This is a genomic window from Variovorax boronicumulans (assembly GCF_030812215.1).
Taxonomy (GTDB): domain Bacteria; phylum Pseudomonadota; class Gammaproteobacteria; order Burkholderiales; family Burkholderiaceae_C; genus Variovorax; species Variovorax boronicumulans_C.
Genome location: NZ_JAUSSG010000011.1, coordinates 97,032 through 121,072 on the forward strand (window position 1 = coordinate 97,032; position 24,041 = coordinate 121,072).

The 24,041-nt window shown below is 67.9% G+C and carries 22 protein-coding genes; 1 reads left to right on the forward strand and 21 read right to left on the reverse strand.

What is annotated here, in order from left to right; all coding sequences use genetic code 11:
* Nucleotides 1-12 precede the first annotated feature (12 nt).
* The 9 genes from J2W23_RS26295 to J2W23_RS26335 form a co-directional block, all read right to left on the reverse strand.
* Nucleotides 13-762: an SDR family oxidoreductase gene (locus tag J2W23_RS26295; protein ID WP_307650838.1), complete on the reverse strand. Its 750-nt coding sequence runs from the start codon at nt 760-762 to the stop codon at nt 13-15.
* Between the two features lie 6 nt (nt 763-768).
* A complete protein-coding gene (locus J2W23_RS26300) occupies nt 769-1,602 on the reverse strand; it encodes an acyl-CoA thioesterase (RefSeq protein WP_176660056.1) in 834 nt (277 codons plus the stop codon).
* A 32-nt stretch (nt 1,603-1,634) separates the two neighbouring features.
* Nucleotides 1,635-2,561 (reverse strand): alpha/beta hydrolase family protein, encoded by a 927-nt coding sequence (locus tag J2W23_RS26305; RefSeq protein ID WP_307650839.1) that lies wholly within the window; start codon nt 2,559-2,561, stop codon nt 1,635-1,637.
* 55 nt (nt 2,562-2,616) lie between these two features.
* On the reverse strand, nt 2,617-3,816 hold the full coding sequence (locus tag J2W23_RS26310; protein WP_307650840.1) for an acetyl-CoA C-acyltransferase: 1,200 nt from the start codon (nt 3,814-3,816) through the stop codon (nt 2,617-2,619).
* An 11-nt stretch (nt 3,817-3,827) separates the two neighbouring features.
* Nucleotides 3,828-6,227 (reverse strand): 3-hydroxyacyl-CoA dehydrogenase/enoyl-CoA hydratase family protein, encoded by a 2,400-nt coding sequence (locus tag J2W23_RS26315; RefSeq protein ID WP_307650841.1) that lies wholly within the window; start codon nt 6,225-6,227, stop codon nt 3,828-3,830.
* Nucleotides 6,228-6,266: 39 nt separating this feature from the next.
* On the reverse strand, nt 6,267-6,701 hold the full coding sequence (locus J2W23_RS26320; protein ID WP_307510728.1) for a DUF2147 domain-containing protein: 435 nt from the start codon (nt 6,699-6,701) through the stop codon (nt 6,267-6,269).
* A gap of 40 nt (nt 6,702-6,741) precedes the next feature.
* Nucleotides 6,742-8,538 carry an acyl-CoA dehydrogenase C-terminal domain-containing protein gene (locus J2W23_RS26325; RefSeq protein WP_307650842.1) on the reverse strand — a complete coding sequence of 599 codons (1,797 nt, stop codon included), beginning with the start codon at nt 8,536-8,538 and terminating at the stop codon, nt 6,742-6,744.
* A gap of 73 nt (nt 8,539-8,611) precedes the next feature.
* Entirely contained in the window at nt 8,612-9,307 is a 696-nt protein-coding gene (locus J2W23_RS26330) for a TetR/AcrR family transcriptional regulator (protein WP_307650843.1), read from the reverse strand.
* A gap of 127 nt (nt 9,308-9,434) precedes the next feature.
* A complete protein-coding gene (locus J2W23_RS26335) occupies nt 9,435-10,193 on the reverse strand; it encodes an SDR family oxidoreductase (RefSeq protein WP_307650844.1) in 759 nt (252 codons plus the stop codon).
* Between the two features lie 110 nt (nt 10,194-10,303).
* Here J2W23_RS26335 and J2W23_RS26340 point away from each other — a divergent pair, with 110 nt between their 5' ends.
* Nucleotides 10,304-11,191 (forward strand): LysR family transcriptional regulator, encoded by an 888-nt coding sequence (locus tag J2W23_RS26340; protein WP_176660048.1) that lies wholly within the window; start codon nt 10,304-10,306, stop codon nt 11,189-11,191.
* Nucleotides 11,192-11,200: 9 nt separating this feature from the next.
* On the opposite strand, the gene J2W23_RS26345 is transcribed toward J2W23_RS26340, so the two are convergent.
* From J2W23_RS26345 to J2W23_RS26400, 12 genes are all read right to left on the reverse strand, one after another.
* On the reverse strand, nt 11,201-12,064 hold the full coding sequence (locus J2W23_RS26345; protein WP_307650845.1) for an isocitrate lyase/PEP mutase family protein: 864 nt from the start codon (nt 12,062-12,064) through the stop codon (nt 11,201-11,203).
* Nucleotides 12,061-13,473: an FAD-dependent oxidoreductase gene (locus J2W23_RS26350; RefSeq protein WP_307650846.1), complete on the reverse strand. Its 1,413-nt coding sequence runs from the start codon at nt 13,471-13,473 to the stop codon at nt 12,061-12,063. The genes J2W23_RS26345 and J2W23_RS26350 overlap by 4 nt, the downstream gene beginning before the upstream one ends.
* Entirely contained in the window at nt 13,470-14,084 is a 615-nt protein-coding gene (locus tag J2W23_RS26355) for a cysteine hydrolase family protein (protein WP_307650847.1), read from the reverse strand. Before J2W23_RS26355 ends, J2W23_RS26350 begins: the two co-directional genes overlap by 4 nt.
* A complete protein-coding gene (locus tag J2W23_RS26360) occupies nt 14,081-16,135 on the reverse strand; it encodes a hydantoinase/oxoprolinase family protein (RefSeq protein WP_307650848.1) in 2,055 nt (684 codons plus the stop codon). The genes J2W23_RS26355 and J2W23_RS26360 overlap by 4 nt, the downstream gene beginning before the upstream one ends.
* A complete protein-coding gene (locus J2W23_RS26365; protein WP_307650849.1) occupies nt 16,132-17,868 on the reverse strand; it encodes a hydantoinase B/oxoprolinase family protein in 1,737 nt (578 codons plus the stop codon). Before J2W23_RS26365 ends, J2W23_RS26360 begins: the two co-directional genes overlap by 4 nt.
* On the reverse strand, nt 17,861-18,388 hold the full coding sequence (locus J2W23_RS26370) for a LeuD/DmdB family oxidoreductase small subunit (RefSeq protein ID WP_176660042.1): 528 nt from the start codon (nt 18,386-18,388) through the stop codon (nt 17,861-17,863). The genes J2W23_RS26365 and J2W23_RS26370 overlap by 8 nt, the downstream gene beginning before the upstream one ends.
* Nucleotides 18,385-19,671 (reverse strand): 3-isopropylmalate dehydratase large subunit, encoded by a 1,287-nt coding sequence (locus J2W23_RS26375; protein ID WP_307650850.1) that lies wholly within the window; start codon nt 19,669-19,671, stop codon nt 18,385-18,387. Before J2W23_RS26375 ends, J2W23_RS26370 begins: the two co-directional genes overlap by 4 nt.
* Nucleotides 19,668-20,624 carry a tripartite tricarboxylate transporter substrate binding protein gene (locus J2W23_RS26380; RefSeq protein ID WP_307650851.1) on the reverse strand — a complete coding sequence of 319 codons (957 nt, stop codon included), beginning with the start codon at nt 20,622-20,624 and terminating at the stop codon, nt 19,668-19,670. The genes J2W23_RS26375 and J2W23_RS26380 overlap by 4 nt, the downstream gene beginning before the upstream one ends.
* A 39-nt stretch (nt 20,625-20,663) precedes the next feature.
* The gene (locus J2W23_RS26385) at nt 20,664-21,374 is read right to left on the reverse strand and encodes an ABC transporter ATP-binding protein (RefSeq protein WP_306880518.1); all 711 of its coding nucleotides are present in this window, start codon (nt 21,372-21,374) and stop codon (nt 20,664-20,666) included.
* Between the two features lie 61 nt (nt 21,375-21,435).
* Nucleotides 21,436-22,197: an ABC transporter ATP-binding protein gene (locus J2W23_RS26390; protein WP_307650852.1), complete on the reverse strand. Its 762-nt coding sequence runs from the start codon at nt 22,195-22,197 to the stop codon at nt 21,436-21,438.
* A complete protein-coding gene (locus J2W23_RS26395) occupies nt 22,190-23,170 on the reverse strand; it encodes a branched-chain amino acid ABC transporter permease (RefSeq protein WP_307650853.1) in 981 nt (326 codons plus the stop codon). The genes J2W23_RS26390 and J2W23_RS26395 overlap by 8 nt, the downstream gene beginning before the upstream one ends.
* On the reverse strand, nt 23,167-24,039 hold the full coding sequence (locus tag J2W23_RS26400) for a branched-chain amino acid ABC transporter permease (RefSeq protein WP_307650854.1): 873 nt from the start codon (nt 24,037-24,039) through the stop codon (nt 23,167-23,169). Before J2W23_RS26400 ends, J2W23_RS26395 begins: the two co-directional genes overlap by 4 nt.
* Nucleotides 24,040-24,041: the final 2 nt, after the last annotated feature.

A 24,041-nucleotide genomic window follows, 5' to 3' on the forward strand; every position in this document is an offset into this window, starting at 1 on the left:
TTGATTTGTTTGTCAGAACTTCTCGGACCACGGCCGCAGGTCGAGCTCGTGCGTCCACGCATCGCGCGGCTGCGAATGCAGCATCCAGTAGCTGTCGGCGATGTGGTCCGGGTTCAGGATGCCGTCGCTCTCCTTGAGCGCATAGCGCTCGGGGAAATTGCTGCGGATGAACTCGGTGTCGATGGCACCGTCGACCACGACGTGCGCGACGTGGATGCCCTGCGGCCCCAGCTCGCGCGCCATCGACTGGGCCAGCGCGCGCAAGGCCATCTTCGCGCCCGAGAACGCGCCGAAGTTCGCGGCGCCGCGCAGCGATGCGGTGGCGCCGGTGAAGATGATCGTGCCGCGGTGCCCGCCTTCCGGCACTTCGCGCGCCACCATGCGCCTGGCCACTTCGCGCCCGTTGAGAAAGCCCGAGAAGCAGGCCATCTCCCACACCTTGAAGTACTTGCGCGCGGTCTCCGTCAGGATGCTCTCGGGCACGTTGGCACCGATGTTGAACACCATCACCTCGATGGGGCCGACGGTCGATTCGATCTGCTCGATGAGCGCGACCACTTCTTCTTCCTTGCGCGCGTCGCATGCAAAGGCATGGGCGCGGCCGCCATCGGCCTCGATCTGCGCGACCAGCGGTTGCAGCTTGTCGAGGCTGCGGCGCGTGACGCAGGTGGCGAAACCCTCGCGCGCGAAGCGACGGGCGATGGCGCCGCCGGTGGCATCGCCTGCGCCGACGATGAGAGCGGCTTTCTGCAGAGCAGGCATTTCTATCTATTCCTTGTAGTAGACGATCTGGTTCGAGGTGGCGAGCAACACGCCCTTCTCGCTCCACAGGTGCGCCGTCTGGTCGAAGAATCCGTTGAAGAACTGCTGGCCCGCCGCGCGTCCGAGCAGGTAGCCCGTGCCGACCTCGGCCAGTTGCTCCGGCCCGGCATGAAAGTAGGTGGTGATCGACACCGTGCCCGCCGGCACATGCTTGGCGCGGCGCAGCCACACGCGCGGATAGAACATGTCGCTCATCGCGGCGAGCGATGCAAAGTCGAGCGGCCGGGGTTGCGCATCGCGCAGCCAGATGCGGGTTTCGCTGTGCTGCAGGCTGCCGTCCCACTTCGCGGGAATGCCGCCGCTGAACGGGCGCATCTCGTACTGGTTGATCCAGGCCACGCCGGACGGGCCGATGCTCATGCGCTCGACCGTTTCCGGCGCGGGCGCCTCGGGCATCGGCATGTCGCTCTCGCCCCAGGTGTCGCGGCGTGCAGCCGTCACCACGGTGGCGGTGGTCGTCATGTTCGGCGCGCCGCTCGCGCCGGCCTGCGTGATCTGCACGGTCCAGTGCTGCGTCGAGCGGTTGGTGCGCACGGCCGTGGCCTGGATATCGAACGCGCCGGCTTCGAGCGCGGCCGCGTAGTTGACGGTCAATGCGATCGGCGTGCCGAGCACATCGGGATGCCGCATCACCGACTGCAGCACGAGCGCCGCGGTGGCGCCGCCGAAGGGTCCGACCATGTTCCAGTAGTCGGGGCTGGTGCTGCCCATGAAGTGGCCCACGCGGATGTCGCTGTGGTGCAGTGCCAGGGCTTTGTCGAAGGGGTGTTGCGTGCTCATGGTGGCTTGCAGTGTGCCTCCGAGTGATGACGTCACGCAGTCGTGTGCGGGACGTTGGCGTGCTGCACCGCAGTAGAGGCACCAGGCACGGCAGGTGCGGTCAAAGCGGCCAGCCGGTGCAGCTTGTCGACCATGTTCGGCCAGAGGCTCTGGCTGAACTGTTCGCGAAAGAAACCGAAGTGCCCGATGCGCCGCGCCTGCACGTCGGCCGGCGCAATGCGCTCGACCGCGGTCGGCGCGCCCGCGTAGAAGCTCACGAGGCTCTCGGTGCCGGCGAGCGTCATGAGCTCGTCGTCGGTGATCGACAGCGCGAGCACCGGGAAGCGCACGCGTCCGTAGCTCTGCTGGGCCAACTCGCCTTCGGCGCCGACGCTGTAGCGCGGGTTCAGGCACCAGCGGCGCCATTGCAGGATCACGCCGCGCGGCAGGTCGCCCACCTTCTTCAGCTTGCGACCCGGGAAGTAACCGAACAGCCGCGTGACCAGCGGCACGAGCACGAACCAGAAGTAGAGGATGCTGCGCTTGAGCCTCGGCGCGTTCTCGCGCCAGTAGCCGCTGCCGGCCGCGATGCTCACGAGGCCCGCGACCTGCCCGGGCCGCTGCAGGAAGCCCGGCAGCTGCGCGCCGAGGCTGTGGCCCAGCAGGTAGAGCGGCTGGTCGGGCAGCTCGGCCTTGGCGGTGTCGATCACCGCTTCGTAGTCGCGCGCCCAGTCGAACAGGTCGGCCTTGAAGCCGCGCAGCGGCGCATCGCCGAGCGATTCACCGGAGCCGCGATAGTCGAAGGTCCAGACGCGCAGGCCCTGGCCGGCGAGCCACTGCGCGAAGGGTTCGTAGAACGACTGGCGCACGCCCATGGCGCCGCCGATCACGATGCTCGCGCGCGGTGCGCCGGCGGGCTCATAGCGGCGAACCGCCAGTTGCTGCGCACCGCCGTCGACCGGAAGCTGCTGCGTCTGCATGAAGTTGTCTCCTTCGTGTGCCGACACTCGTTGCGGTGTCTTGCGCGTTGCCGAATCAAACGCGCTCGAAGATCCCTGCAGCGCCCTGGCCCATGCCCACGCACATCGTGACCATGCCGTACTTCAGGTTCTCGCGGCGCAGCGCGTGCACCACGGTCGCCGCGCGGATCGCGCCCGTCGCGCCCAGCGGATGGCCCAGCGCGATCGCGCCGCCCATCGGGTTGACCTTCGACGGATCGAGGCCCAGCGTGTTGATCACCGCGAGCGATTGCGCGGCGAAGGCTTCGTTGAGCTCGAACCAGTCGATGTCCTCGTGCTTCAGGCCCGCATAGCGCAGCGCGGCGGGAATGGCCTCGATCGGGCCGATGCCCATGATGTGCGGCGGCACGCCCTTGCTCGCGAAGCTCACGAAGCGTGCGAGCGGCGTGAGGCCGTATTGCTTCACGGCCTTCTCACTCGCAAGGATCAGCGCGCCGGCGCCGTCGGAGGTCTGCGAGCTGTTGCCCGCGGTCACCGTGCCGCGCGCGGCGAACACGGTGCGCAGCTTGGCCAGGCCCTCGATGCTGGTGTCGGGGCGCGCGCCTTCGTCGAGGTTCACTGTGCGGGTCTTGGCAATCGACTCGCCGGTTTCCAGGTTCGGCGTGCGGTCGGTCACTTCGATGGGCGTGATCTCGTCGGCGAACTTGCCGGCCTTCTGCGCGGCCAGCGCCTTCTGGTGCGAGGCGAGCGCGAACGCGTCCTGCGCCTCGCGGCTCACCTTCCACTGCTGCGCGACCTTCTCGGCCGTGAGGCCCATGCCATAGGCAATGCCCACGTCGCCTTCGCGCTCGAAGATCGAAGGCGACAGCGACGGCGAGTTGCCCATCATCGGCACCATGCTCATGCTCTCGACGCCGGCCGCGATCATCACGTCGGCCTCGCCGACGCGGATGCGGTCCGCGGCCATCTGCACGGCCGACAGGCCCGAGGCGCAGAAGCGGTTGACGGTGATGCCGCCGATGCTGGTCGGCAGGCCCGCCAGCACCGCGCCGATGCGCGCGACGTTCAGGCCTTGCTGCGATTCGGGAATCGCGCAGCCGCAGATGATGTCCTCGATGGCCTTGGGGTCGAGCCCCGGCACGGCGGCCAGTGCCGCCTTCAGCGTGGTCGCGAGCAGGTCGTCGGGACGGTAGTTGCGGAAGTAGCCGCGGTGCGACTTGCCGATGGGCGTGCGGGTGGCGGAGACGATGTAGGCGTCTTGTACTTGCTTGCTCATGAAATCTGTCCTTAGTTGCGCACTGGCTTGCCGGTGCTGAGCATGCCCATGATGCGTTCCTGCGTCTTGGGGTGCACGATGAGCGAGCAGAACGCCTTGCGCTCCAGCGTCATCAGGTATTCCTCGGTCACGAGCGAGCCCGCGTCCACGTCGCCGCCGGTGACCACGTTCGCAATCAGGCTGGCGATGTGGAAGTCGTGCGCGCTGATGAAGCCGCCGTCGCGCATGTTCACCAGCTGGCCCTTGATCGTCGCGGCGCCGCTGCGGCCCGCCACGCGGAAGGTGCGGCGAAGCGGCGGGCGGTAGCCGGCGTCGGCCATCGCCTTGGCCTGCTGCAATGCCACGTAGAGCAGTTCGTCCTTGTTCGGCACGATCACGTCGCTGTCGAGCAGGTAGCCCAGCTTCTTCGAGTCGAGCGCGCCGGTGCCGACCTTGGCCATCGCCGCGGCGGTGAAGCCTTCGGTGAGGAACGGCAGCAGGTCGGTGCCCGTCGAGGCCGATGCGTTTTCTGCGGCACGGCGTGCGATGTAGGTCAGGCCGCCAGCGCCGGGGATGAGGCCCACGCCGACTTCGACCAGGCCGATGTAGCTTTCCATGGCCGCGACGCGCTTGGCCGAGTGAACCGCCAGCTCGCAGCCGCCGCCCAGCGCCATGCCGCGCACGGCGGAGATCACCGGCACGTTGGCATAGCGGATCTTGAGCATGACGTTCTGCAGCTCTTCTTCCGCGCCTTCGACCGCGCCGATGCCCGCGACCACGAAGGCCGGCAGCATCGCCTGCAGGTCAGCGCCGACCGAGAACACCTCGTCGGGCGACCAGATCACCAGGCCCTTGTATTCGGCTTCGGCCAGGTCGACCGCGGCGCCGAGCGCCTCGGCCACGTCGGGGCTGATGGCGTGCATCTTCGAATGAATGCTCGCGATGAGCACTTCACCGTCGAGCGTCCACACGCGCACGTCGCCTTCGTCGCTGATCGTCGTGCCGGCCGTGTTGGCATCGGCCGCGTTCGCGCCGAGCACGCTTTCGGGGAACAGCTGGCGGTCGTGCACCGGGAGCTTCCGTTGCGGAACGAACTGGCCCTGCGACGCGCTCCACGAGCCTTCGGGCGTGTGCACGCCGCCAGCCTTGGCCACGGCGCCTTCGAACACCCACTTGGGCAGCGGAACGGTGCTCAGCGCCTTGCCGGCGTCGATGTCTTCCTGCACCCACTTGGCGACCTGCGCCCAGCCTGCTTCCTGCCAGAGCTCGAACGGGCCCTGCTTCATGCCGAAGCCCCAGCGCATCGCGAAGTCGATGTCGCGCGCGCTCTCGGCGATGTCGGCCAGGTGCACGGCGGCGTAGTGGAAGCCGTCGCGCAGGATCGCCCAGAGGAACTGGCCCTGCGGCCCTTCGCTTTCGCGCAGCAGCTTCAAGCGCTCGCCCGCGGGCTTCTTGAGCATGCGGCCGTACACCTCGTCGGCCTTGGCACCGGCGGGTACGTATTCGCCGCTCTTCAGGTCGAAGCGCAGGATGTCGCGGCCGACCTTCTTGAAGAAGCCGGCCTTGGTCTTCTGGCCGAGGTTGCCGAGTTCGAGCAACTTGGCGAGCACCGGCGGCGTGGCGAAGTTGGCGTAGAACGGATCACTCTCGGCGTTCAGGTTGTCCTGCAGCGTCTTCACGACGTGGGCCATGGTGTCCAGGCCCACCACGTCGGCGGTGCGGAAGGTGCCCGAGCTCGCACGGCCCAGCTTCTTGCCGGTGAGGTCGTCCACCACGTCGGGCGTGAGGCCGAACTTCTCGACTTCCTTCAGGGTGGCCAGCATGCCGGCGATGCCGACGCGGTTGGCGATGAAGTTGGGCGTGTCGTGCGCGCGCACCACGCCCTTGCCGAGCGTGCTGGTGACGAAGACCTCGAGGTCGTCGAGCACCTGCGGTTGCGTGGTGGGCGTGTTGATCAGCTCCACCAGGAACATGTAGCGCGGCGGGTTGAAGAAGTGGATGCCGCAGAAGCGCGGCTTCAGCGCTTCGGGCAACGCTTCGCTCAGCTTGGTGATCGACAGGCCCGAGGTGTTCGAGGCGAGGATCGAATGCTTGGCCACGTGCGGCGCGATCTTCTTGTAGAGATCGAGCTTCCAGTCCATGCGCTCGGCAATGGCTTCGATGATGAGGTCGCACTCGCCGAGCTTGGCGAGGTCGTCTTCGTAGTTGGCCTGCTCGATCAGGCCCGCATCGGCCACGTCGCCGAGCGGCGCGGGCTTGAGCTTCTTGAGGTTGTCGATGGCGCGCGTGACGATGCCGTTCTTCGGGCCTTCCTTGGCGGCCAGGTCGAACAGCACGACGGGCACGCGCACGTTGACGAGATGAGCGGCAATCTGCGCGCCCATCACGCCGGCGCCGAGCACGGCGACCTTCTTCACTTGAAATCGGGACATGTTGCTTGGTATTTCTTCGGTTGAAAACGCGCGGCAGGGTTACTGCGCGCGGGTCCAGGTTTGGGTGCGCCAGAACGGGCCCAAGTAGCCTCGCACTTCGAGCTTCTTGCCGCCGTCGATGGGCGTGAAGCTCGCGCGGTATTCCTTGCCGTTCTCGGGGTCGAGGATCTTGCCGCCTTCCCAGACGTCCTTGCCCTCGGCCTTCTTGCCGCCGCGGATGATCTCCAGGCCCGTGATGGGCTTGCCCTTGCGGTCGTCGCTGCACTCGTCGCAGGTCGCGTCGGGCTTGGTGTCTTTCTTCAACGACTTCTCGATGCGGCCGCTGAGTGCGCCGTTGGTCTCGGCGATGCGGATCTCCGCCTTGACCTCGCCGGTCTTGTCGTCGGCGTTGCGCCAGAGCCCCACCGGGGTGCTCTGTGCCATGGCCGTGAAAGAAGTGGCGGCGAGGACGATGGCTGCAAGTGTCGTTTTCATGAGCGGCTCCCGGTGTGAAGGATGAAGAAAGACAGCAACCTTAGGCAAGCGCTGCGTCGGTGTCCATCAACACCTTGCTGCCGGCGCGCGCGGTGCGCATCAGCGTCGCGGTCTCAGGGAACAGCTTGGCGAAGTAGAAGCGCGCGGTCTGCAGCTTGGCGACGTAGAACGGGTCGGTGTTGCCGGCGGCAATTTCGCGCAGCGCCACCTGCGCCATGCGGGCGAACAGGTAGCCGAACACGAAGTGGCCGGCCACGCGCAGGTAATCCACCGCGGCAGCGCCCACTTCGTCGGGGTTCTGGAAGCCCTTGAAGCCGATCTCGGTCGTGAACTTGGTGAGCTGGTCGCCCAGCATGGCGATCGGGTTGATGAACTCGGCCATCTTCTCGTTGACGCCTTCTTCTTCCACCAGCTTCGCGACGAGCTTGCCGAACTTCTTGAGCGACGCACCGTTGTTGCCCAGCACCTTGCGGCCCAGCAGGTCCAGCGACTGGATCGTGTTGGTGCCTTCGTAGATCATGTTGATGCGGTTGTCGCGCACGAACTGCTCCATGCCCCACTCCTTGATGAAGCCGTGGCCGCCGAACACCTGCATGCACGCGTTGGTCGCGATGTGGCCGTTGTCGGTGATGAAGGCCTTGACGATCGGCGTGAGCAGCGCGACCAGTTCGCCCGAGTCCTTGCGCACCTTTTCGTCGGGGTGGTTGTGCTCCTTGTCTAGCAGCAGCGTGCAGAAGATCTGCAGCGCGCGGCCGCCTTCGGCATACGCCTTGGCGGTGAGCAGCATCTTGCGCACGTCGGGGTGCACGATGATCGGGTCGGCTTCCTTGTCCTTGGCCTTGACGCCCGAGAGCGAGCGCATCTGGATGCGGTCCTTGGCGTAGGCCAGCGCATTTTGATAAGCCACTTCGGTGAGGCCCAGCGACTGGTTGCCCACGCCCAGGCGCGCGGCATTCATCATCACGAACATCGCGGCCAGGCCCTTGTTGGGCTCGCCGACCAGCGTGCCGGTGGCGCCTTCGATCACGATCTGTGCGGTGGCATTGCCATGGATGCCCATCTTGTGCTCGAGACCCGCGCAGAAGATCGGGTTGCGCTCGCCGAGCGAGCCGTCGGCCTTCACCTTGAACTTCGGCACCACGAACAGGCTGATGCCCTTGCTGCCCTTGGGCGCATCCGGCAGGCGGGCCAGCACCAGGTGAATGATGTTGTCCGTCATGTCGTGCTCGCCGGCCGAGATGAAGATCTTGCTGCCGGTGATGCGGTAGGTGCCATCCGCCTGCGGCTCGGCCTTGGTGCGCAGGAGGCCCAGGTCGGTGCCGCAATGGGGTTCGGTCAGGCACATGGTGCCGGTCCACTCGCCGCTGGTGAGTTTGGGCAGGTAGGTCTTCTTCTGCTCGTCGGTGCCGTGCGCTGCCAGCGCCTCGTATGCGCCGTGCGAGAGGCCCGGGTACATGGTCCAGGCCTGGTTCGCGCTGTTGAGCATTTCGAAGAGGCACTGGTTCACCACGAAGGGCAGGCCCTGGCCGCCGAAAGCCGGGTCGCACGAGAGCGCGGGCCAGCCACCTTCGACGTACTTGGCGTAGGCGTCCTTGAAGCCCTTGGGCGTCTTGACCTCGTGCGTGGTCTTGTCGAGCACGCAGCCTTCTTCGTCGCCGCTGATGTTCAGCGGGAAGGTCACGTCGGCGGCGAACTTGCCCGCCTCCTCGATCACCGCATTGATGGTGTCGGCGTCTGTTTCGGCGTGGGCCGGGAGTGCCTTGAGTTCTTCGGTGACGTTGAGCACTTCGTGCAGCACGAACTGCATGTCACGCACGGGTGGGTTGTAGGTAGGCATCCGGGACTCTCCTGGTCGAAGCTAGATAGAAAGAAAAAAGGGAAATCGAAAAAGCGAAAACGGTGCCGCGCGCTCAGCGCACGGGCTTCAGGCGCCGGCCGGCAGGCGCAGGTGCGGCAGCAGCCGGGTCCGCTGGCGCGTTGGGCGTGGCGCTGCGCGCAAGGATGTTGTTGAAGCCGACAGTGGCGCGACCGATGGAGCCGGGCACCTGCAGGAAGCGGGCTTCGTAGTGCAGCGCGAGGATGAGGCCGTGGATCTCGAACGCGAGCTGGCGCTCATCGGCGTCCGCGCGCAGGTGGCCTTCGGTCTGCGACTGCACGATGGCGCGCAGCACCGCTGCCTGCCAGATGCTGACCGACTCGACCAGCGCATCGCGCACGGGGCCGGGACGGTCGTCGAATTCGGAAGCGCCGCTGATATAGATGCAGCCCGAGTCGATCTCGGTCGAGGTGCGCTTCATCCAGTTGGCGAACATGGCGCGAAGGCGCGGGAGGCCGCGCGGCGCCGAGAGCGCAGGAAAGAACACCTCCTGCTCGAAACGTGCGTGATACTCGCGCACCACCGAGATCTGCAGTTCCTCACGGGAGCCGAAGTGGGCGAAGACGCCCGACTTGCTCATCTTGGTGATCTCGGCCACCGCGCCGATCGACAGGCCCTCGAGCCCGATCTGCGCAGCCAGCGCCAGCGCGGCGTCGACGATCACGGCCTTGGTCTGCTGGCCCTTCTGGGCGGCGCGGGCCGGCTTGGCGGGAACGGCATTGACAGACATCGTGGAGCTCCGAATAAAACGAACGGTCGTTCTATTTTGAGGGAGCTTTGCACTTTTGGCCGCAAATGACCTTCGATTCCTGAAGGTTAATTGATGCGGAGCGGGGCCGCCACCGGCCCCACCCCGATCAGAAGTCCTGCGACACGGGCCGCACCACCACCTCGTTGATGTCCACGTTCGCCGGCTGCTCCACCGCATAGACCACGGCGCGGGCGACTGCATCGGCCGGAATCTGGTTGGCGTCGTAGAACGCCTTCAGCCCCGCCGCGGCTTCGGGGTCGGTGCTGCCGAACTTCAGTTCCGACTCGACCGCGCCGGGCGACACGACCGTCACGCGCACGCCGTTGTTGCCCATCTCGACACGCAGCCCTTCGGAGATGGCGCGCACCGCATGCTTGGTGGCGCTGTACACCGTGCCGATCGGCGTGAACACCTTGATGCCCGCGATCGACGCGACGTTCAGGATGTGCCCGCTGCCCTGTGCCTGCATGCGCGGCAGCACCGCGGCGATGCCGTAGAGCACGCCCTTGATGTTGACGTCGATGGTGCGGTCCCACTCGTCGACCTTGAGCTTCTCGAGCGGCGAGAGCGGCATCACGCCCGCGTTGTTGACCAGCACGTCGATGCGGCCGAAGGCCTCGACCGTCGCGGCGGCGAGCTTTTCCAGATCGGCGCGTTGCGCCACGTCGGTGGCGATGGCGATTGCTTCGCCGCCCGCCTCGCGGATCTCGGCGACCACCTTGTCGAGCCGATCGGTGCGGCGTGCAGCGAGCACCACCTTGGCACCTCGTGCGGCCAGGTGGCGGGCCATGGATTCGCCGATGCCGCTGCTCGCGCCGGTGACGATGGCGACCTTGCCCTTGATGTTGTCTTGAACGGATGTCATGGAGAAATTCCTTTCGGATGTGTTGAAGAAGTGCATGCAGTGTGGAAAATCCACGCGTTCCAGTAAATGAAACTCTGGCGACTTCAGAATTCCTCATCAAGGAACACACCATGTCCAACCGCCTCGAAGCCCTGCGCGTGTTCTTCACCGCCGCCGATGCCGCCAACTTCCGCGAAGCGGCCGTACGCCTGTCTGTGTCACCACAGGTCGTGACGCGCGCGGTGCGCGAGCTCGAAGAGGAATTGGGCGAGCCCCTTTTTCATCGCAGCACGCGCGGCGTACAGCTCACCGACTTCGGTCGTCAGCTCGCGCAGCGTGCGCGTGCCGCGGTGGGCGGCGTCGATGCGCTGTTCCACCGCACCGACCGGCGCGCGCTGTCGCAGCACGCAGGCACGGTGCGCGTGACAGCGCCCAACGTGTTCGGCCGCCGGCTGATCCCGCAGGTGCTGGCACCGATGCTGGCCGAGCATCCCGGCCTCGTGCTCGACCTGCGGCTGTCGGAGACCCATGCAGACGTGGTCGACGAGCAGATCGACATCGGCGTGCGCGCGGGCCCCATCCGCGATGCGCGCTTCGTCGCGCGCACCGTCGGCAAGATGCGCCTCTACGTGGTGGCGACACCCGCATTGATCGAGCGCACCGGTATTCCGAAGAGCCTCGATGCGCTGCCCGGCTTTCCGCTCACCGCGCTGATGGACCGCAGCTCGGGCCGCCCGTGGTCGTGGTTCTTCAGCAAGGGGCGGCAGGTGCCGGTCGCCGCGCCGGCCTTCGTCACCGACGACGTCGATGCCGAGTGCGCCGCAGTGCGCGCGGGCCTGGGCTTCGGCCAGCTCGTGGGCCCGCTGGCCGAGCCGCTGCTTCAATCGGGCGAACTGGTGGCGGTGCTCGAGGCCGAAGCGCCCGAGCCCTGGCCGATCCATGTCTATCGCTCGCAGCGCGCGCCGGTGCCGGCGCGGGTGCGGCTGGTCTACGACGCGCTGATCCGGGCGTTGCGCTGAGGCTCGCTGTCAGTCGTATTTCTGCCCGGTGCGCATCAACTCGGGCGTGCCGATCACTTCGTTGAGCGCATCGAAGTCCAGCATCTGCCCACGCCACGGCTGCGTGGTGCGGTGCTGGTGCAGGCTCGCGTAGTAGCCCTGCAGCGTGTGCACCACCGCGCGCGCCGTGCCGCCCGGGAAGATCGCGATGCGAAAGCCGTGCTTGTGCAGCGCATCCGCATCCTGGATCGGCGTCTTGCCGCCTTCGACCATGTTGGCCAGCAACGGCACGCGTCCGCCGAAGCGCTGGCACGCCGCGTCCATCTGCTCGGGCGAACGCAGCGCTTCGATGAAGAGCGCATCCACGCCGCAGGCGAGGTACGCCTCGGCGCGGTCGAGCGCGGCATCAAGTCCTTCGACAGCCACCGCATCGGTGCGCGCGAGGATCAGGGTGTCACTGGATGCGCGCGCGTCCAGCGCGGCCTTGAGCTTGCCGACCATCTCGCGCTCGGGCACCACGGCCTTGCCATCCAGATGGCCGCAGCGCTTGGGAAAGGTCTGGTCCTCGATCTGCACCATCGCCGCGCCCGCGCGCTCGAAGCCGCGCACGGTGCGCTGCGTGTTGAGCGCGTTGCCGAAGCCGGTGTCGGCATCGACGATCACCGGCAGGCTCACCCGCTCGGTGATGCGCGCGAGCGTGTCGGCCACCTCGGTGAAGGTGGTGAGGCCGACGTCGGAGCGGCCCAGGCGCGTGTAGGCGATGGAGGCGCCCGAGAGGTACAGCGCCTCGAAGCCGGCCTGTTCGGCCACGAGGGCGCTGAGCGCGTCGTACACGCCGGGCGCGAGCACGATGTCGTTGCGCGCGAGCCGGGTCTTGAAGGAGGGGTTCGTCATGGGGACGCTTTCGTCGAATGGATCAATGCGGCAGCCGTGCGCGCCGCGATGTAGCCGCCGGCGACGGCGCTCAACAGGCCGTTGCCGGAGAGATAGCCCCACACCGCATCGCCCGACACGCCGCCCGCCGCGCCACCAGCGGCGAAGAGGTTGGCGAAGGGCGTGCCGTCATGGCGCAGCACGCGCATGTCGGGCGCGGTGTCCAGGCCGCCCTGGGTATGGAAGAGCGCACCCGTCACCTTCACGGCAAAGTACGGGGCGTCGAGCGCGCGTGCGAACACGCGGCCGTCCGGCGGCGTGCCGCCACGCATGGCGTCCAGCGTGCCTTGCAGCACCGTGGGCTCGCAGCCGATGCAGTCCGCGAGAGCAGCCACCGATTCACAGCGGCGCAACGCGCCCGCCGCCTCCGCATCGCAGAAGTCGGGAAAGCCGCGCGCCAGCGCGAGCAGCGGCACATCGAACACGTTCCACGCGATGCCGCCCGGCTGCGCGAGCACATGCACCGCCGCTTCCGAGTAGCCCTGGGTCTCGTCGTGAAAGCGACGGCCCTCGCAGTTGATCTGCACGCCACCTTCCATCATCACGGCCCACGACATGAGCGTCCCTTGCGGCGTGACCCAAGAGCCGTGGCCCTGGTAGCCGCCGAGGTCGCGCAGCCGCGCGCCCAGCGATTCGCCCCAGAGGATCGCGCTGCCGTCGTTGCCGGTATGGCCGCCGAAGGTGGCCTCGGCCATCTCGGGCAGCAGTGCGCGGACCATCTGCGCATTGCCGCCGAAGCCGTTGCAGGCGAGCAGCAGCGCGTCGCAGGCCAGCGTCTCGCGATTGCCGTCGGGCCGGGCGTAGTCGATGCCGATCACGCGGTCTTCAGCGTCGATCACCAACGTATCGACCAGCGCCTGTGTCAGCACGGGGATGCCTGCGGCCTCGACGGCCGACTGCAGCACGGCCATCAGTGATGCCCCCGTCTTCTGCGGCAGCGCGTGCATGCGATGCACGCTGTGCCCCGGATAGAGAAAGCCGTCGAGCAGTATCCACTGCAGCCCATGCCGCTCCTGCAGCGCATCGAGCGCCGGGCCGATGGAGGCCGCATACGCCTCGACCAGCGCAGGCGCCGCCCGCCCGTGGGCCTTCGCCTGGATGTCGGCGGCGAAGCGTTCGGCGCTGTCGTCATGCACGCCGTGCGCGTGTTGCGTGCGCGTGCCGGGCGCGGGGATGAAACCCGAGGACAGCGCAGTCGATCCGCTCGGCAGCGCGTCGCGCTCCAGCACCACGCACTCCACGCCCGCATCGGCCAGCATCAGTGCGGCCGTGAGCCCGCAGGCGCCGCCGCCGACGATGGCAACCGGCACATGCGCGTCGGCCTCGACCTGCACGGCACGGCGTATGTGACGCGAGGAGCTGCCAGTCATTCGAGCGATGCAGTGAAGGCCGCGCAGTCCGTCACCTCGGCGACGTTGCGCATGTCGGCGAGCGAAGTCTGGTGGCGTTCTTCGCCGAAGGCCGCGCAGCCATCGGCGAGCACCAGCGTGCGGTAGTCGCGCATGTGCGCATCGCGCACTGTGCTGGCAACGCCGCCGTTGGTGACGATGCCGCAGACCGCCACCGTGTCGATGCCCGCGCGGCGCAGCACCCAGTCGAGTTGCGTGTTGAAGAAAGCCGAGTACGCGACCTTGCTGACCGTCACGTCGACCAGCCCTGTCAGCGCATCGACATTCGCCTGGCCCCAGCTGCCCGGCGCGAAGTCGCCCTTCTTCAGGTACGGGCGCAGCGCCTTCAGGTGCGGCGACACCATCGGCTCGCCGTTTGCATCGGGCCACAGCGTGAACTGGCTCGCGATCACGAGGCCGCCCACCGCCTTGAGCGCGCGCGCCACGTCGGCCACGCGCGCCGGCAACAGCAGCGCCGGCGGGTTGGTGTCACCGCCGCGCGCATACGCGCCGTTCGCATCGAGAAAGTCGTTCTGCAGGTCGATGACCACCAGCGCCGTCTTCGCTGCAATGGGTTTCTTCGCTTCGCTCATGACAGCCTCACCAGCAGGTTGCCGTGCGCATCGACCTCGGCATGGAAGCCGGGTTCGAGCCACACGGTGGTGTCGGCCTGCTCCAGGATCGCGGGCCCTTCGATGCGCGCAGCCACCGGCAATTCGAGCCGCGCATAGCGCACGGCCTCGTGCCACTGGCCGTGGTGGAACACGCGCTGAGTGCCCAGCGGCGCGATGCTGCCCTCCCCTTCGGGAGCGAGCACCTTCAGGTCGAACTTGGGCCGCACGCCGATGCGTGCGTAGCGCAGGTTCATCACACGAATCGGGATGCCTTCGAGCACGCGGCCGAAGGCGGCCGTGTAGCCGGCTTCGAATGCGGCGCGGATCGATGCGGCCGTGAGCGGCGCCCTGCCCGCATCGGCGAGCACCACGGGCAGCGTGTGCGTCTGGCCCGCGTAGAGCATGTCGAGCGCAATCACCTCGCGCACTTCGTCGAAACGAACGCCCGAGGAATCAAGGCGCTGCTGGCAGCTCGCGGCCAGTTCATCGATGCGGCGCTGTAGGTCGCCCACGTCGAGTTCGGTCAGCGGCTTGTTGAGCGTCTGAACCGCGTCGTGGCGCATGTCGGCAATCACGCAGCCCAGCGCCGAGGTCACGCCGGGGTAGCGCGGCACGATGCCCGTTGCCACGCCGACCTCGCGCATCATGGCGCACACATGCAGCGCGCCGCCGCCGCCGAAGGGCATGTAGGCGAAGCGGCGCGGATCGTGGCCGCGCTCGATGGACACGAGGCGAATGGCACCCGCCATGCGCGCATTGGCCACCGTGAGGATCGCCTCCGCCGCCGCGTGCACGTCCAGGCCCAGCGGACGCGCGACGTGTGCCTCGATGGCCTGGCGCGACTTCTCCGCATCCAGTGCCGCGAGCAGTCCGCCGCCCAGTGGCCTGTCCGCGGCGATGCGCCCCAGCAGCACGTTCGCATCGGTCACAGTCGGCCGCATGTTGCCGCGGCCGTAGCAGGCCGGACCGGGCACGCTGCCCGCCGACTCGGGGCCGACCTGCAGCATGCCGCTCGCATCCACGGAAGCGATGGAACCGCCGCCGGCGCCGATGGTCTCGATCTGGATCATCGGCGAGCGGATCACCATGCCGAACTCGATGGCAGTCTGCGCAGCCAATGCGGCCTCACCGTTCGCCACCAGCGACACATCGAACGACGTGCCGCCCATGTCGCCGGTGATCGCATTCGGAAAGCCCGCCGCGCGCGCAATTGCCGCGCAAGCGATCACGCCGGCCGCCGGACCCGACAGCGCGGTGCGCACCGGCAGGTCGCTCGCGGTCTGGCGCGACATCACGCCGCCGTTGCTCTGCACCACCAGCAGTTCGCCGCCGAAGCCCTGGCCGCGCAGGTCGGATTCGAGCCGACCGAGGTAGCTGCCCACCACCGGCTGCAACGCCGCGTTGAGCGTGGCGGTCGAGCAGCGCTCGAACTCGCGGATCTCGGGCAGCACTTCGCTGGCCGAGGTGACGTGCGGGTTGGGCCACAGCTCGCGCACCGCCGCGGCCGCGAGGCGTTCGTTCTCGGGGTTCGCGTAGGTGTTGATGAAGAACACGCACACGGCCTCGCAGCCGGCTTCGAGCAGCGAGCGAGCCTCGGCGCGCACCTGCGCCAGATCGACCGCCGTGTGCAGCGTGCCGTCGGCCAGCACGCGTTCGTCGACCTCGCGGCGCAGGTCGCGCGGCACCACGGGCAGGAAGCTGCCGCGCAGGCCCCAGGTCTCCGGCCGGTCGCGGCGGCGCATTTCCAGCACGTCGCGGAAGCCGCGCGTGGTGATGATGCCGGTGCGTGCCACCTTGCGTTCGAGCAGCGCATTGGTGCCGACCGTGGTGCCGTGCACGATGGTGGCGATGGCTGCGGCCGAATCGGCCACGCGCGCCACGCCGTTCATGAAGCCGCGCGCTTCCTCGCCGCGCGTGGACGGCACCTTGACGATGCGCGCCGTGCCGTTGGCCTCGTCGAGCACGAAGAGGTCGGTGAAGGTGCCGCCGACATCGACGCCGACGACAAGGGATTTACCAGTGGAAGTCATTCGGAGGCTTTCTTGTCGCTGTTGCCGGTGGGGGTTCCGGTCGTCACATAGCCCATCGCGCTGTCAACTTCGCGCTGCGGCGCGGGCCGCTCGGCCGCGTTGCCCCAGCCACCACCGCCGGGCGTTTCGAGCCGCACGCGCTCGCCGCGTGCAAGCTGGATGCCGCGCATCTTCGAAACCATGGGCGGCGTGTGCCACTCGCCCGCGTTCTCGTAACTGAACCTGTTGACCGCGCCTTCGCCGCCACCCGCGATGCCCTTGGGCGGCGAGGTGCCGCGTTCGCCGAAGACGAACACCTCGGCGTCCTTCTCCAGCAGTTCGATTTCATACACGGCACCGAGGCCGCCGCGATGCCAGCCGTCGCCGCCCGAGTCGGCGCGCAGCGACCATTCGGTGAAGCGCACCGGGTACGCAGCTTCGAGGATCTCGAGCGGCGGAATCGTCGCGGTCGAAATCGGCGCGTTGCCATGCGAGAGCCCGTCGCCGCCCGAATGGCCGCCGTGGCCGCCACCGAAGAAGCTGAACATCACCCAGCGCTGGCCCTCGCGGCCCTTGTCGCTGCGGTGGCCCGCGATGGACAACGCGTTGATCGTGCCGTAGGCCTGCGCCACCGCGCGGGTCGGGTCGGCCTGCGCCGCGGCGCTGAAGATCACGTCGATCATGCGCAGGATGGTCTCGGTGTAGCCGCCAACCGGGCGCGGGCGCTCGCAGCTGATCACCAGCTTGTCGGGAATGTTGAAGTCCACCGCGTCGAGCACGCCGGCATTGGCCGGCACGTCGGGAAAAAGGTGCTTGAGCGCGACGTAGCAAGCGGCCACGGCCGTGGCGCGCGAGATGTTCACCGGCCCCGCGCATTGCGGCGAGGTGCGCGAGAAGTCGAGCAGCAGCCGGTCGCCGGCCACCGTCATGTCCAGCGCGATGGTGAGCGGCTCGTTGGTGATGCCGTCGTTGTCGAGCACGTCCTCGAAGCTGTAGCGCCCGTCGGGCAGCGAGGCGATGTGCGAACGCATCAGGCGCAGCGCGCGACTGCGCAGCTCGCCGAGCGCATTCAGCACCAGGTCGTCGCCGTATTCGTCGAGCAGGCCGTTCAGGCGTTTTTCGCCGAGTTCCAGCGCAGCGAGCTGGCCATTCAGGTCGCCCCAGAGGCTGTCGGGCAGGCGCGTGTTGGCCTGCAGGATGGCGAGCACGTCCGCATCGAGCACGCCATCGCGCACGATGCGCACGGGCGGAATCTGCACCGCCTCCTGCCAGCACTCGGTGGCGGCGGGGTTGTAGTTGCCGGGCACCGCGCCGCCCACGTCGTGCCAGTGCGCGGCCGAGGCCATGTAGCAGTAGAGCTTGCCGTTGCGGAAGAACGGCTTCACCAGCTTGAAGTCGTTGGCGTGCGTGCCGCCGTCGTAGGCGTCGTTGCTGATCCAGATGTCGCCGTCCTTCATGCCGCCGCGCGGCTCGGCCGCCTTGGCGGTCGCGCGCACCGCGAAGGCCATGGCGCCGACGAACACCGGCAGCCCCGACTTGCCCTGCACCAGCGTGTCGCCGCTCGCCGCGTCGTACAGGCCGTGGCAGGCGTCGTGCGCCTCGGCAATGATGGGATTGAACGCGCTGCGGTAGAGCGTGGCGTCCATCTCGTCGGCCACCTGTTCGAGGCGGCCGCGCAGCACGGCGAGCGTGACGGGGTCGATCGCTGTCGTGGCCGCGGTCGGGGTAGCTGCAAGAGAAGAAGGATCAGGCATTGCTTGCTTTCTGGGAGGCCGGGGAGCCGCCACGCTGGCGTAACTGGTTCATCAATCCGCCGGCGCGGACCATGTCCATGAGGAATCCGGGAACGGGCTCGCAGGCCAGTCGCGCGCCGCGAGGCGAGACGACGGCGGGGATCGTGGTGTCGAGCGTGATGCGGTCGCCCTCGTTCAGCGTCTCGGCCTCGGCGCAGGTCAACAACAGCAAGCCGAGATTGAAGGCGTTGCGAAAGTACAGGCCGCTGTACGACGGCGCGATCACCGCCGCCACGCCCAGGTGCACGAGCACGGCCGCGGCCTGCTCGCGCGAGGAGCCGATGCCGAAGTTGGGGCCGGCCACGATCACGTCGCCCGGTTGCACCTCGCTGGCGAACTCGGGGCGCACGGCTTCGAGGCAATGCCTCGCGATGATGTCGATGCCATGCTTCATCGCATGGCCGGGCGCGAGCGCGTCGGTGTCGATGTCGCCACCCAGGCGCCACACCCGGTGCGGACGGTGCAGGGAGCGATCGTTCATGCGAGCACCTCGCGCGGATCGGTCACGCAGCCGCGCAATGCGGCGGCGGCCACTGTGTAGGGCGAACCCAGGTAGACCTGCGCGGTCGGCGAGCCCATGCGCCCCTTGAAGTTGCGCGCGGTGGTCGAGATGACGGTGACGTCGTCGCCCATCGGGTCGCCGTAGCCGGAGCAGGCGCCGCAGGCGGTGGGAAACAGTTCGGCGCCGGCGTCCATCAGCACCTGCAGCACGCCCTCCTCGCGCGCCTGTTCCTGGTCGCGGATACTGGCGGGCGCCACGATCAGGCGGATGCCGCTCGCCACCTTGTGGCCGCGCAGCACCTGCGCAGCAGCGCGCAGGTCGTCGAGCTTGGCGCCGGTGCAGGCACCGATGTAGGCCACATCGACGTGCGTGCCCACGTACCGGCTCACGCCGTGCGCGTTGGCCGGGCTGTGCGGCGCGGCGACGTAGGGCTCGAGCACGGAGGCATCGAAACGATGGTCCGTGAGCACGGCGCCGTCGTCGGTGAACCAGGGTGCCATGTCGACGGGCGGCGCGCCTGCGCCAGCCAGGAACGCAGCCGTGGTCGCATCGGGCGCAATCAGCCCGGCCTGTGCACCCAGCTCGGCGCTCATGTTGGAAAGCGTCATGCGCTCCTGCATCGACAGCGCGGCAACCGCAGGCCCCGCGAACTCGACCGCCTGGTAGCGCCCGCCGTTCATGCCGAAGCGGCCGATCATGTGCAGCATCATGTCCTTGGCGGTCACGCCCGCGGGAAGCGCGCCGTCCCACCACATGCGGATGGTCTCGGGCACGCGCAGCCAGATCTCGCCGGTGACCATCACGCCCAGCATCTCGGTGCTGCCGATGCCGAACATGTAGGCACCGAACGCGCCGCCCGTGGGCGAGTGCGAGTCGCCGCCCACGCACAGCATGCCGGGGCGGATGTGGCCGTGCTGCGGTACCACCACGTGGCAGATGCCCTGGCTGTCGTAGACGTGCGGCAGTTGCTGGTCCCGCGCCCAGTCGCGCGCGATGCGCACGATGCGGCGCGAGTCGTCGTCGCGCTCGGGCACGTAGTGGTCCATGACCAGCACCACGCGCGAGCGATCCCAGATCTGCGCGCCCAGTTCCTCGAGCATGGGCTTCAGGCGTCGCGGACCCGAGGAGTCGTGGAACATCGCCAGGTCGACGCCGCAGGTCACGATCTCGCCCACCGACACCCGCTCGCGTCCGCTCGCGCGTGCAATGAGCTTCTGCGCCAGCGTTTGCGCCGGCGCACGGGTTGGAGCCATCGATGTCATTCCGGCTTGGCTCCCGAGAACTTGACGACCTTGGCCCAGCGCGTGATCTCGCTCTGCACGAAGGCGGAGAACTGCTCGGATGAATTGCCGACCGGGATCGCGCCTTCGGTCTCAAGGCGCTGGCGCATGTCGGCCTGCTGCAGCGCGTGGCGCGCGGCATCGCCGATCTGCTTCACACGATCAGCGGGCATGTGCGCGGGGCCGAAGAGGCCGAACCATGCGCTCGATTCGTAGCCCGGCAGCGCCTCGGCAATCGCCGGCACGTTCGGGAAGGCCGGCAGCCGCCTGGCCGTGGTCACGCCCAGCGCCTTGAGCTTGCCGGCCTGGATGTGCGCCTTGACGTTGCCCACAGCCGCGAACATCAGCTGCACCTGGCCCGCGAGCACATCCTGCACCGCGGGCGAGGTGCCCTTGTAGGGGATGTTCACGATGTCCACGCCCGACTGCATCTTGAAGGCCTCGCCCGCCATGTGAAGCGACGAACCCACCGCGCCGATCGCGAAGTTCAGCTGCCCCGGCTTCGCCTTCGCGAGCGCGATGAGTTCGCGTACATCCTTTGCGGGCACCGACGGATGCGCGACGAGGATCGACGGCGACGTTGCCACGCAAGTGAGCGCGGTGAAGTCCTTCACCGGATCGAAGGGCAGCGCCGGGTAGAGCGTGGCGTTGATCGCGTGGCTGGTGAAGCTCATCAAGAGCGTGTTGCCATCGGGCGCGGCCTTGGCGACCGCATCGGCCGCGATATTGCCGCCGGCGCCGGGCCGGTTCTCGACGATCACCGTACGGCCGAGCGCCGGGCCCATGCTCACGGCGAGCGAGCGCGCGAGCGTGTCGGTCGAGCCGCCCGCGGGCGCGCCGACGAGGATGCGGACTGGTACGTTGCCGATCTGTGCGAAGGCACCGCCGGCCCATGCCGCGGCCAGCGACGTGAGGAGGATGTCGCGTCTCTTCATATGTTGTTCTCCGGGAAATCGTGGGGTAGTTCGCGGGGGTCAGAGCCCCAGGTAGGCTCGCCGCAGTTCGTCGCTGCCGAGCAGTTCGCCGGGCAGGCCCGAGAAGCGCACGCTGCCGTTTTCCAGCACGTAGGCGCGGTCGGCGATCTCCAGCGACTGGCCGACGTTCTGCTCGACCAGCATCACCGCGAGGCCGCCGTCGCGCAGGTTGCGGATCAACGAAAACATCTCTTCGACAAGGAGCGGCGAGAGGCCAAGCGAGGGTTCGTCCAGGATCAGCAGCACCGGCTCGGCCATGAGGCCGCGTGCGATGGCCAGCATCTGCTGCTCGCCGCCGCTCATCGTGCCGGCGTGCTGCGCCATGCGCTCGCGCAGCCGCGGGAAGATGTGGAACATCTTCTCGACGTTGGCCGCGCGCCGCTCGCGGGCGCGGGTGAAGGAGCCGAGCTCCAGGTTCTCCAGCACGCTCAGGTTGGGAAACACCTTGCGGCCTTCGGGCACCTGGATGAGGCCGGCCTTGACCACGTCGCGGTAGTGCGCGCCGCTCAGGTCCTTGCCGTCGAAGCGCACCGTGCCGCCCCAGGCCGGGCAAAGACCGCAGACCATCTTGTTGAGCGTGGACTTGCCCGCGCCGTTGCTGCCGAGCAGCGCGACCATCTCGCCCGCGTTCACCTGCAGGTCGACGCCGCGCAGCACCTCGACGCGGCCGTAGCCGCCACGCAGGCCCTGGATTTCAAGCAATGCGCTCATTCGAATACCTCCGTGCTTCGCACTGCGGTGCGAGCTTGCTTGGGAGCGGCCCGGCGCGCGCTCATGCCGCAACTCCCGATGCCGCCTTGCGCAGCCGCGCCGCAGTGCCATGGCCCAGGTAGGCTTCGACGACCTTGTCGTCGGAGGTCACCTGCGCCGGGCTGCCCTCGGCGATCAGCTGTCCCTGCGCGAGCACCCATACGTGCTCTGCGAGATTCATCACGGCCTGCATCACGTGCTCGATCATCAGCACCGTGACGCCGCTGTCGGCGATGCCGCGCACCACCGGCATCATCTCGGCGATCTCCTGCGGGTTGAGGCCGGCCAGCACTTCGTCCAGCAGCAACAGGCGCGGCTTCGTGGCGAGCGCGCGGGCCAGTTCGAGTCGCTTGCGGCCGGCCACGGTGAGGTCGGATGCGGGCTTGTCCAGCTGCGGCGCGAGGCCCACGCGCAATGCGACGGCCTCGGCGTTCTGCAGCGCCTCGGCACGGCCGCGCACATGCAGGTGCGCGCCGACGGCGATGTTCTCGCGCACGGTCTGCGCCGCGAAGGGCTTCACGATCTGGAAGGTGCGGGTCATGCCGAGCGCGGCATTGCGGTGCGGCTCGCGGCCGGTGATGTCCTCGCCCGCGAAGCGCACGGTGCCGGTGTCGGGCTTCAAGAAGCCCGACATCAGCGCGAACAGCGTGGTCTTGCCCGCGCCGTTCGGGCCGATCAGTGCGCTCAGGCTTCCCTCGCGCACCGAGAGGCTCACGTTCTGCACGGCCTTGAGGCCGCCGAAGGAGCGCGAAATTCCGTCGAGCATCAAGAGGGCTTCAGTCATTGCGGCCTCCCTTCGATTTCCACAGCTGCCGCACCGACAGCCCGATGCCCGCGATGCCCCGCGGCACGAAGATGACGATGAGCACGAGCACCGTGCCATAGATCACCATGTTGATGCCCGGCAGTTCGCCGAAGAGATTGCGCGTGAGGTCTGACAAAACATGCAGCACGACGGCGCCGAGCACCGGGCCCCACATCGTTCCCATGCCGCCGACGATGGCCGCGACCAGCGCCTCGATCGAAACGGCCGGGCCGTAGGCGATGCCCGCGTCGATGTACTGAAACACCTGCACGTAGAAGGCGCCCGCCGCACCCATGAAAGCAGCCGACAGGCCGATGGCGCCGAGCTTCACGCGGAACGGATTGACGCCGACGGCGCGCGCCGCATCTTCGTTGTCGCGCACCGCCTGCAGGTAGGCACCGAAGCGCCCGTTGCGCAGCCACCAGGTGACGAGCAGCGCAGCAACGACCATCGCGAGCACGACCCACAGGTAGCCGGCGCGTGAGGAAAACTGCAGGTTGGCCACCGATTCGCGCAGCGGCACCATGAGCCCGACGCCGCCGCCCGTGAAATCGACCGAGAGCGCGAGGATGCGGAACACCTCGGCAAAGGCCAGCGTGACGAGCGCAAAGTACGAGCCCTTGAGGCCGTAGCGGAAGGTGAGGGCGCCCATGAAGAGCCCGACCAGCGCAGCGCCGGCGATGGCCAGCGGCAGCGCGACCCAGGCGTTGATGCCGCCCTGCAGTTGCGCGATTGCCTGGATGTACGCGCCGGTGCCGAAGAACAGCGCATGCCCGAACGAGAACTGCCCGCCGAAGCCGCCGAGAATGTTCCAGGCCTGCGCGATGAGCGTGGCGTAGAGCGCCATCATCACGAAGTTGAGCGTGACGCCCGATTTGGTGACAAACGGCACGCACGCGACCAGCACCGCGAAAAGCGCGATGCCCGCGAGTTGCTTCATGCCTGCGCTCATGCCTTGGCTCCGAACATGCCTTGCGGCCTGAAGAGCACGACGCCGATGAAGATCGCAAAGATGCCGATCTGCCCCAGCGATTCACCGAGGTAGAGACCGCCGAGCGACTCGACGATGCCGACGAGGAAACCGCCGACGAGCGCCCCCACGAAGCTGCCCATGCCGCCAAGCACGACGATGGTGAAGGCTACGAGCACGAAGCCGCCGCCCACCTGCGGATTGACGTAGTACGCCGGCAGCAAAAAGCACGCGGCAGCGCCCAGGCACGCGAGGCCGATGCCGAAGCTCATCGCGTAGACATGGTCCACGTCGATGCCCATGAGCTTGGCGCCTTCCTTCTCCTTCGCGACGGCGCGGATGGCTCGGCCGAGGTCGGTGCGGCCCATGATCCAGAACAGGATGCCCGAGACCACGAGCGCACCCGCGAAAGCGACCAGTTTGGGCACCGCGATCATCGCGGGACCGATGGCGGCGGTGCTCAGCGAATAGGCCGTGTCGATGTTGCGCGTGTCCGACTTGAAGAACAGCAGCGCAAGGTTTTCCATGACGATGGCGATGCCCAGCGTGGCGAGCAGGATGTTCTCGTCCTTGCCGTGGCCCGCGCGGTTGATGACCACGCGCTGCAGCGCATAGCCGAGCGCGAACATGCCCAGCACGACGATGGGCAGCGCGAGGTACGGATCGATGCCCAGTTTTTCTTTCAGGAAGTACACCGCGTACAGCGCCAGCATCAGGCTGGCGCCGTGCGCAAAATTGATGATGTGCAGGACGCCGTAGATCAGCGTGAGCCCCAGCGCGATCAGTGCGTACACCGCGCCCGTCGTCAGCCCGTTCAGGACCGACGGGAAAAGAATGCCGAAATCGAACATCC

Excerpts from the sequence above, each read along its gene's own strand:
- J2W23_RS26295 (WP_307650838.1), bottom strand. The coding sequence starts at position 762 with ATGCCTGCTCTGCAGAAAGCCGCTCTCATCGTCGGCGCAGGCGATGCC.
- J2W23_RS26300 (WP_176660056.1), bottom strand. The coding sequence starts at position 1,602 with ATGAGCACGCAACACCCCTTCGACAAAGCCCTGGCACTGCACCACAGC.
- J2W23_RS26305 (WP_307650839.1), bottom strand. The coding sequence starts at position 2,561 with ATGCAGACGCAGCAGCTTCCGGTCGACGGCGGTGCGCAGCAACTGGCG.
- J2W23_RS26310 (WP_307650840.1), bottom strand. The coding sequence starts at position 3,816 with ATGAGCAAGCAAGTACAAGACGCCTACATCGTCTCCGCCACCCGCACG.
- J2W23_RS26315 (WP_307650841.1), bottom strand. The coding sequence starts at position 6,227 with ATGTCCCGATTTCAAGTGAAGAAGGTCGCCGTGCTCGGCGCCGGCGTG.
- J2W23_RS26320 (WP_307510728.1), bottom strand. The coding sequence starts at position 6,701 with ATGAAAACGACACTTGCAGCCATCGTCCTCGCCGCCACTTCTTTCACG.
- J2W23_RS26325 (WP_307650842.1), bottom strand. The coding sequence starts at position 8,538 with ATGCCTACCTACAACCCACCCGTGCGTGACATGCAGTTCGTGCTGCAC.
- J2W23_RS26330 (WP_307650843.1), bottom strand. The coding sequence starts at position 9,307 with ATGTCTGTCAATGCCGTTCCCGCCAAGCCGGCCCGCGCCGCCCAGAAG.
- J2W23_RS26335 (WP_307650844.1), bottom strand. The coding sequence starts at position 10,193 with ATGACATCCGTTCAAGACAACATCAAGGGCAAGGTCGCCATCGTCACC.
- J2W23_RS26340 (WP_176660048.1), top strand. The coding sequence starts at position 10,304 with ATGTCCAACCGCCTCGAAGCCCTGCGCGTGTTCTTCACCGCCGCCGAT.
- J2W23_RS26345 (WP_307650845.1), bottom strand. The coding sequence starts at position 12,064 with ATGACGAACCCCTCCTTCAAGACCCGGCTCGCGCGCAACGACATCGTG.
- J2W23_RS26350 (WP_307650846.1), bottom strand. The coding sequence starts at position 13,473 with ATGACTGGCAGCTCCTCGCGTCACATACGCCGTGCCGTGCAGGTCGAG.
- J2W23_RS26355 (WP_307650847.1), bottom strand. The coding sequence starts at position 14,084 with ATGAGCGAAGCGAAGAAACCCATTGCAGCGAAGACGGCGCTGGTGGTC.
- J2W23_RS26360 (WP_307650848.1), bottom strand. The coding sequence starts at position 16,135 with ATGACTTCCACTGGTAAATCCCTTGTCGTCGGCGTCGATGTCGGCGGC.
- J2W23_RS26365 (WP_307650849.1), bottom strand. The coding sequence starts at position 17,868 with ATGCCTGATCCTTCTTCTCTTGCAGCTACCCCGACCGCGGCCACGACA.
- J2W23_RS26370 (WP_176660042.1), bottom strand. The coding sequence starts at position 18,388 with ATGAACGATCGCTCCCTGCACCGTCCGCACCGGGTGTGGCGCCTGGGT.
- J2W23_RS26375 (WP_307650850.1), bottom strand. The coding sequence starts at position 19,671 with ATGACATCGATGGCTCCAACCCGTGCGCCGGCGCAAACGCTGGCGCAG.
- J2W23_RS26380 (WP_307650851.1), bottom strand. The coding sequence starts at position 20,624 with ATGAAGAGACGCGACATCCTCCTCACGTCGCTGGCCGCGGCATGGGCC.
- J2W23_RS26385 (WP_306880518.1), bottom strand. The coding sequence starts at position 21,374 with ATGAGCGCATTGCTTGAAATCCAGGGCCTGCGTGGCGGCTACGGCCGC.
- J2W23_RS26390 (WP_307650852.1), bottom strand. The coding sequence starts at position 22,197 with ATGACTGAAGCCCTCTTGATGCTCGACGGAATTTCGCGCTCCTTCGGC.
- J2W23_RS26395 (WP_307650853.1), bottom strand. The coding sequence starts at position 23,170 with ATGAGCGCAGGCATGAAGCAACTCGCGGGCATCGCGCTTTTCGCGGTG.
- J2W23_RS26400 (WP_307650854.1), bottom strand. The coding sequence starts at position 24,039 with ATGTTCGATTTCGGCATTCTTTTCCCGTCGGTCCTGAACGGGCTGACG.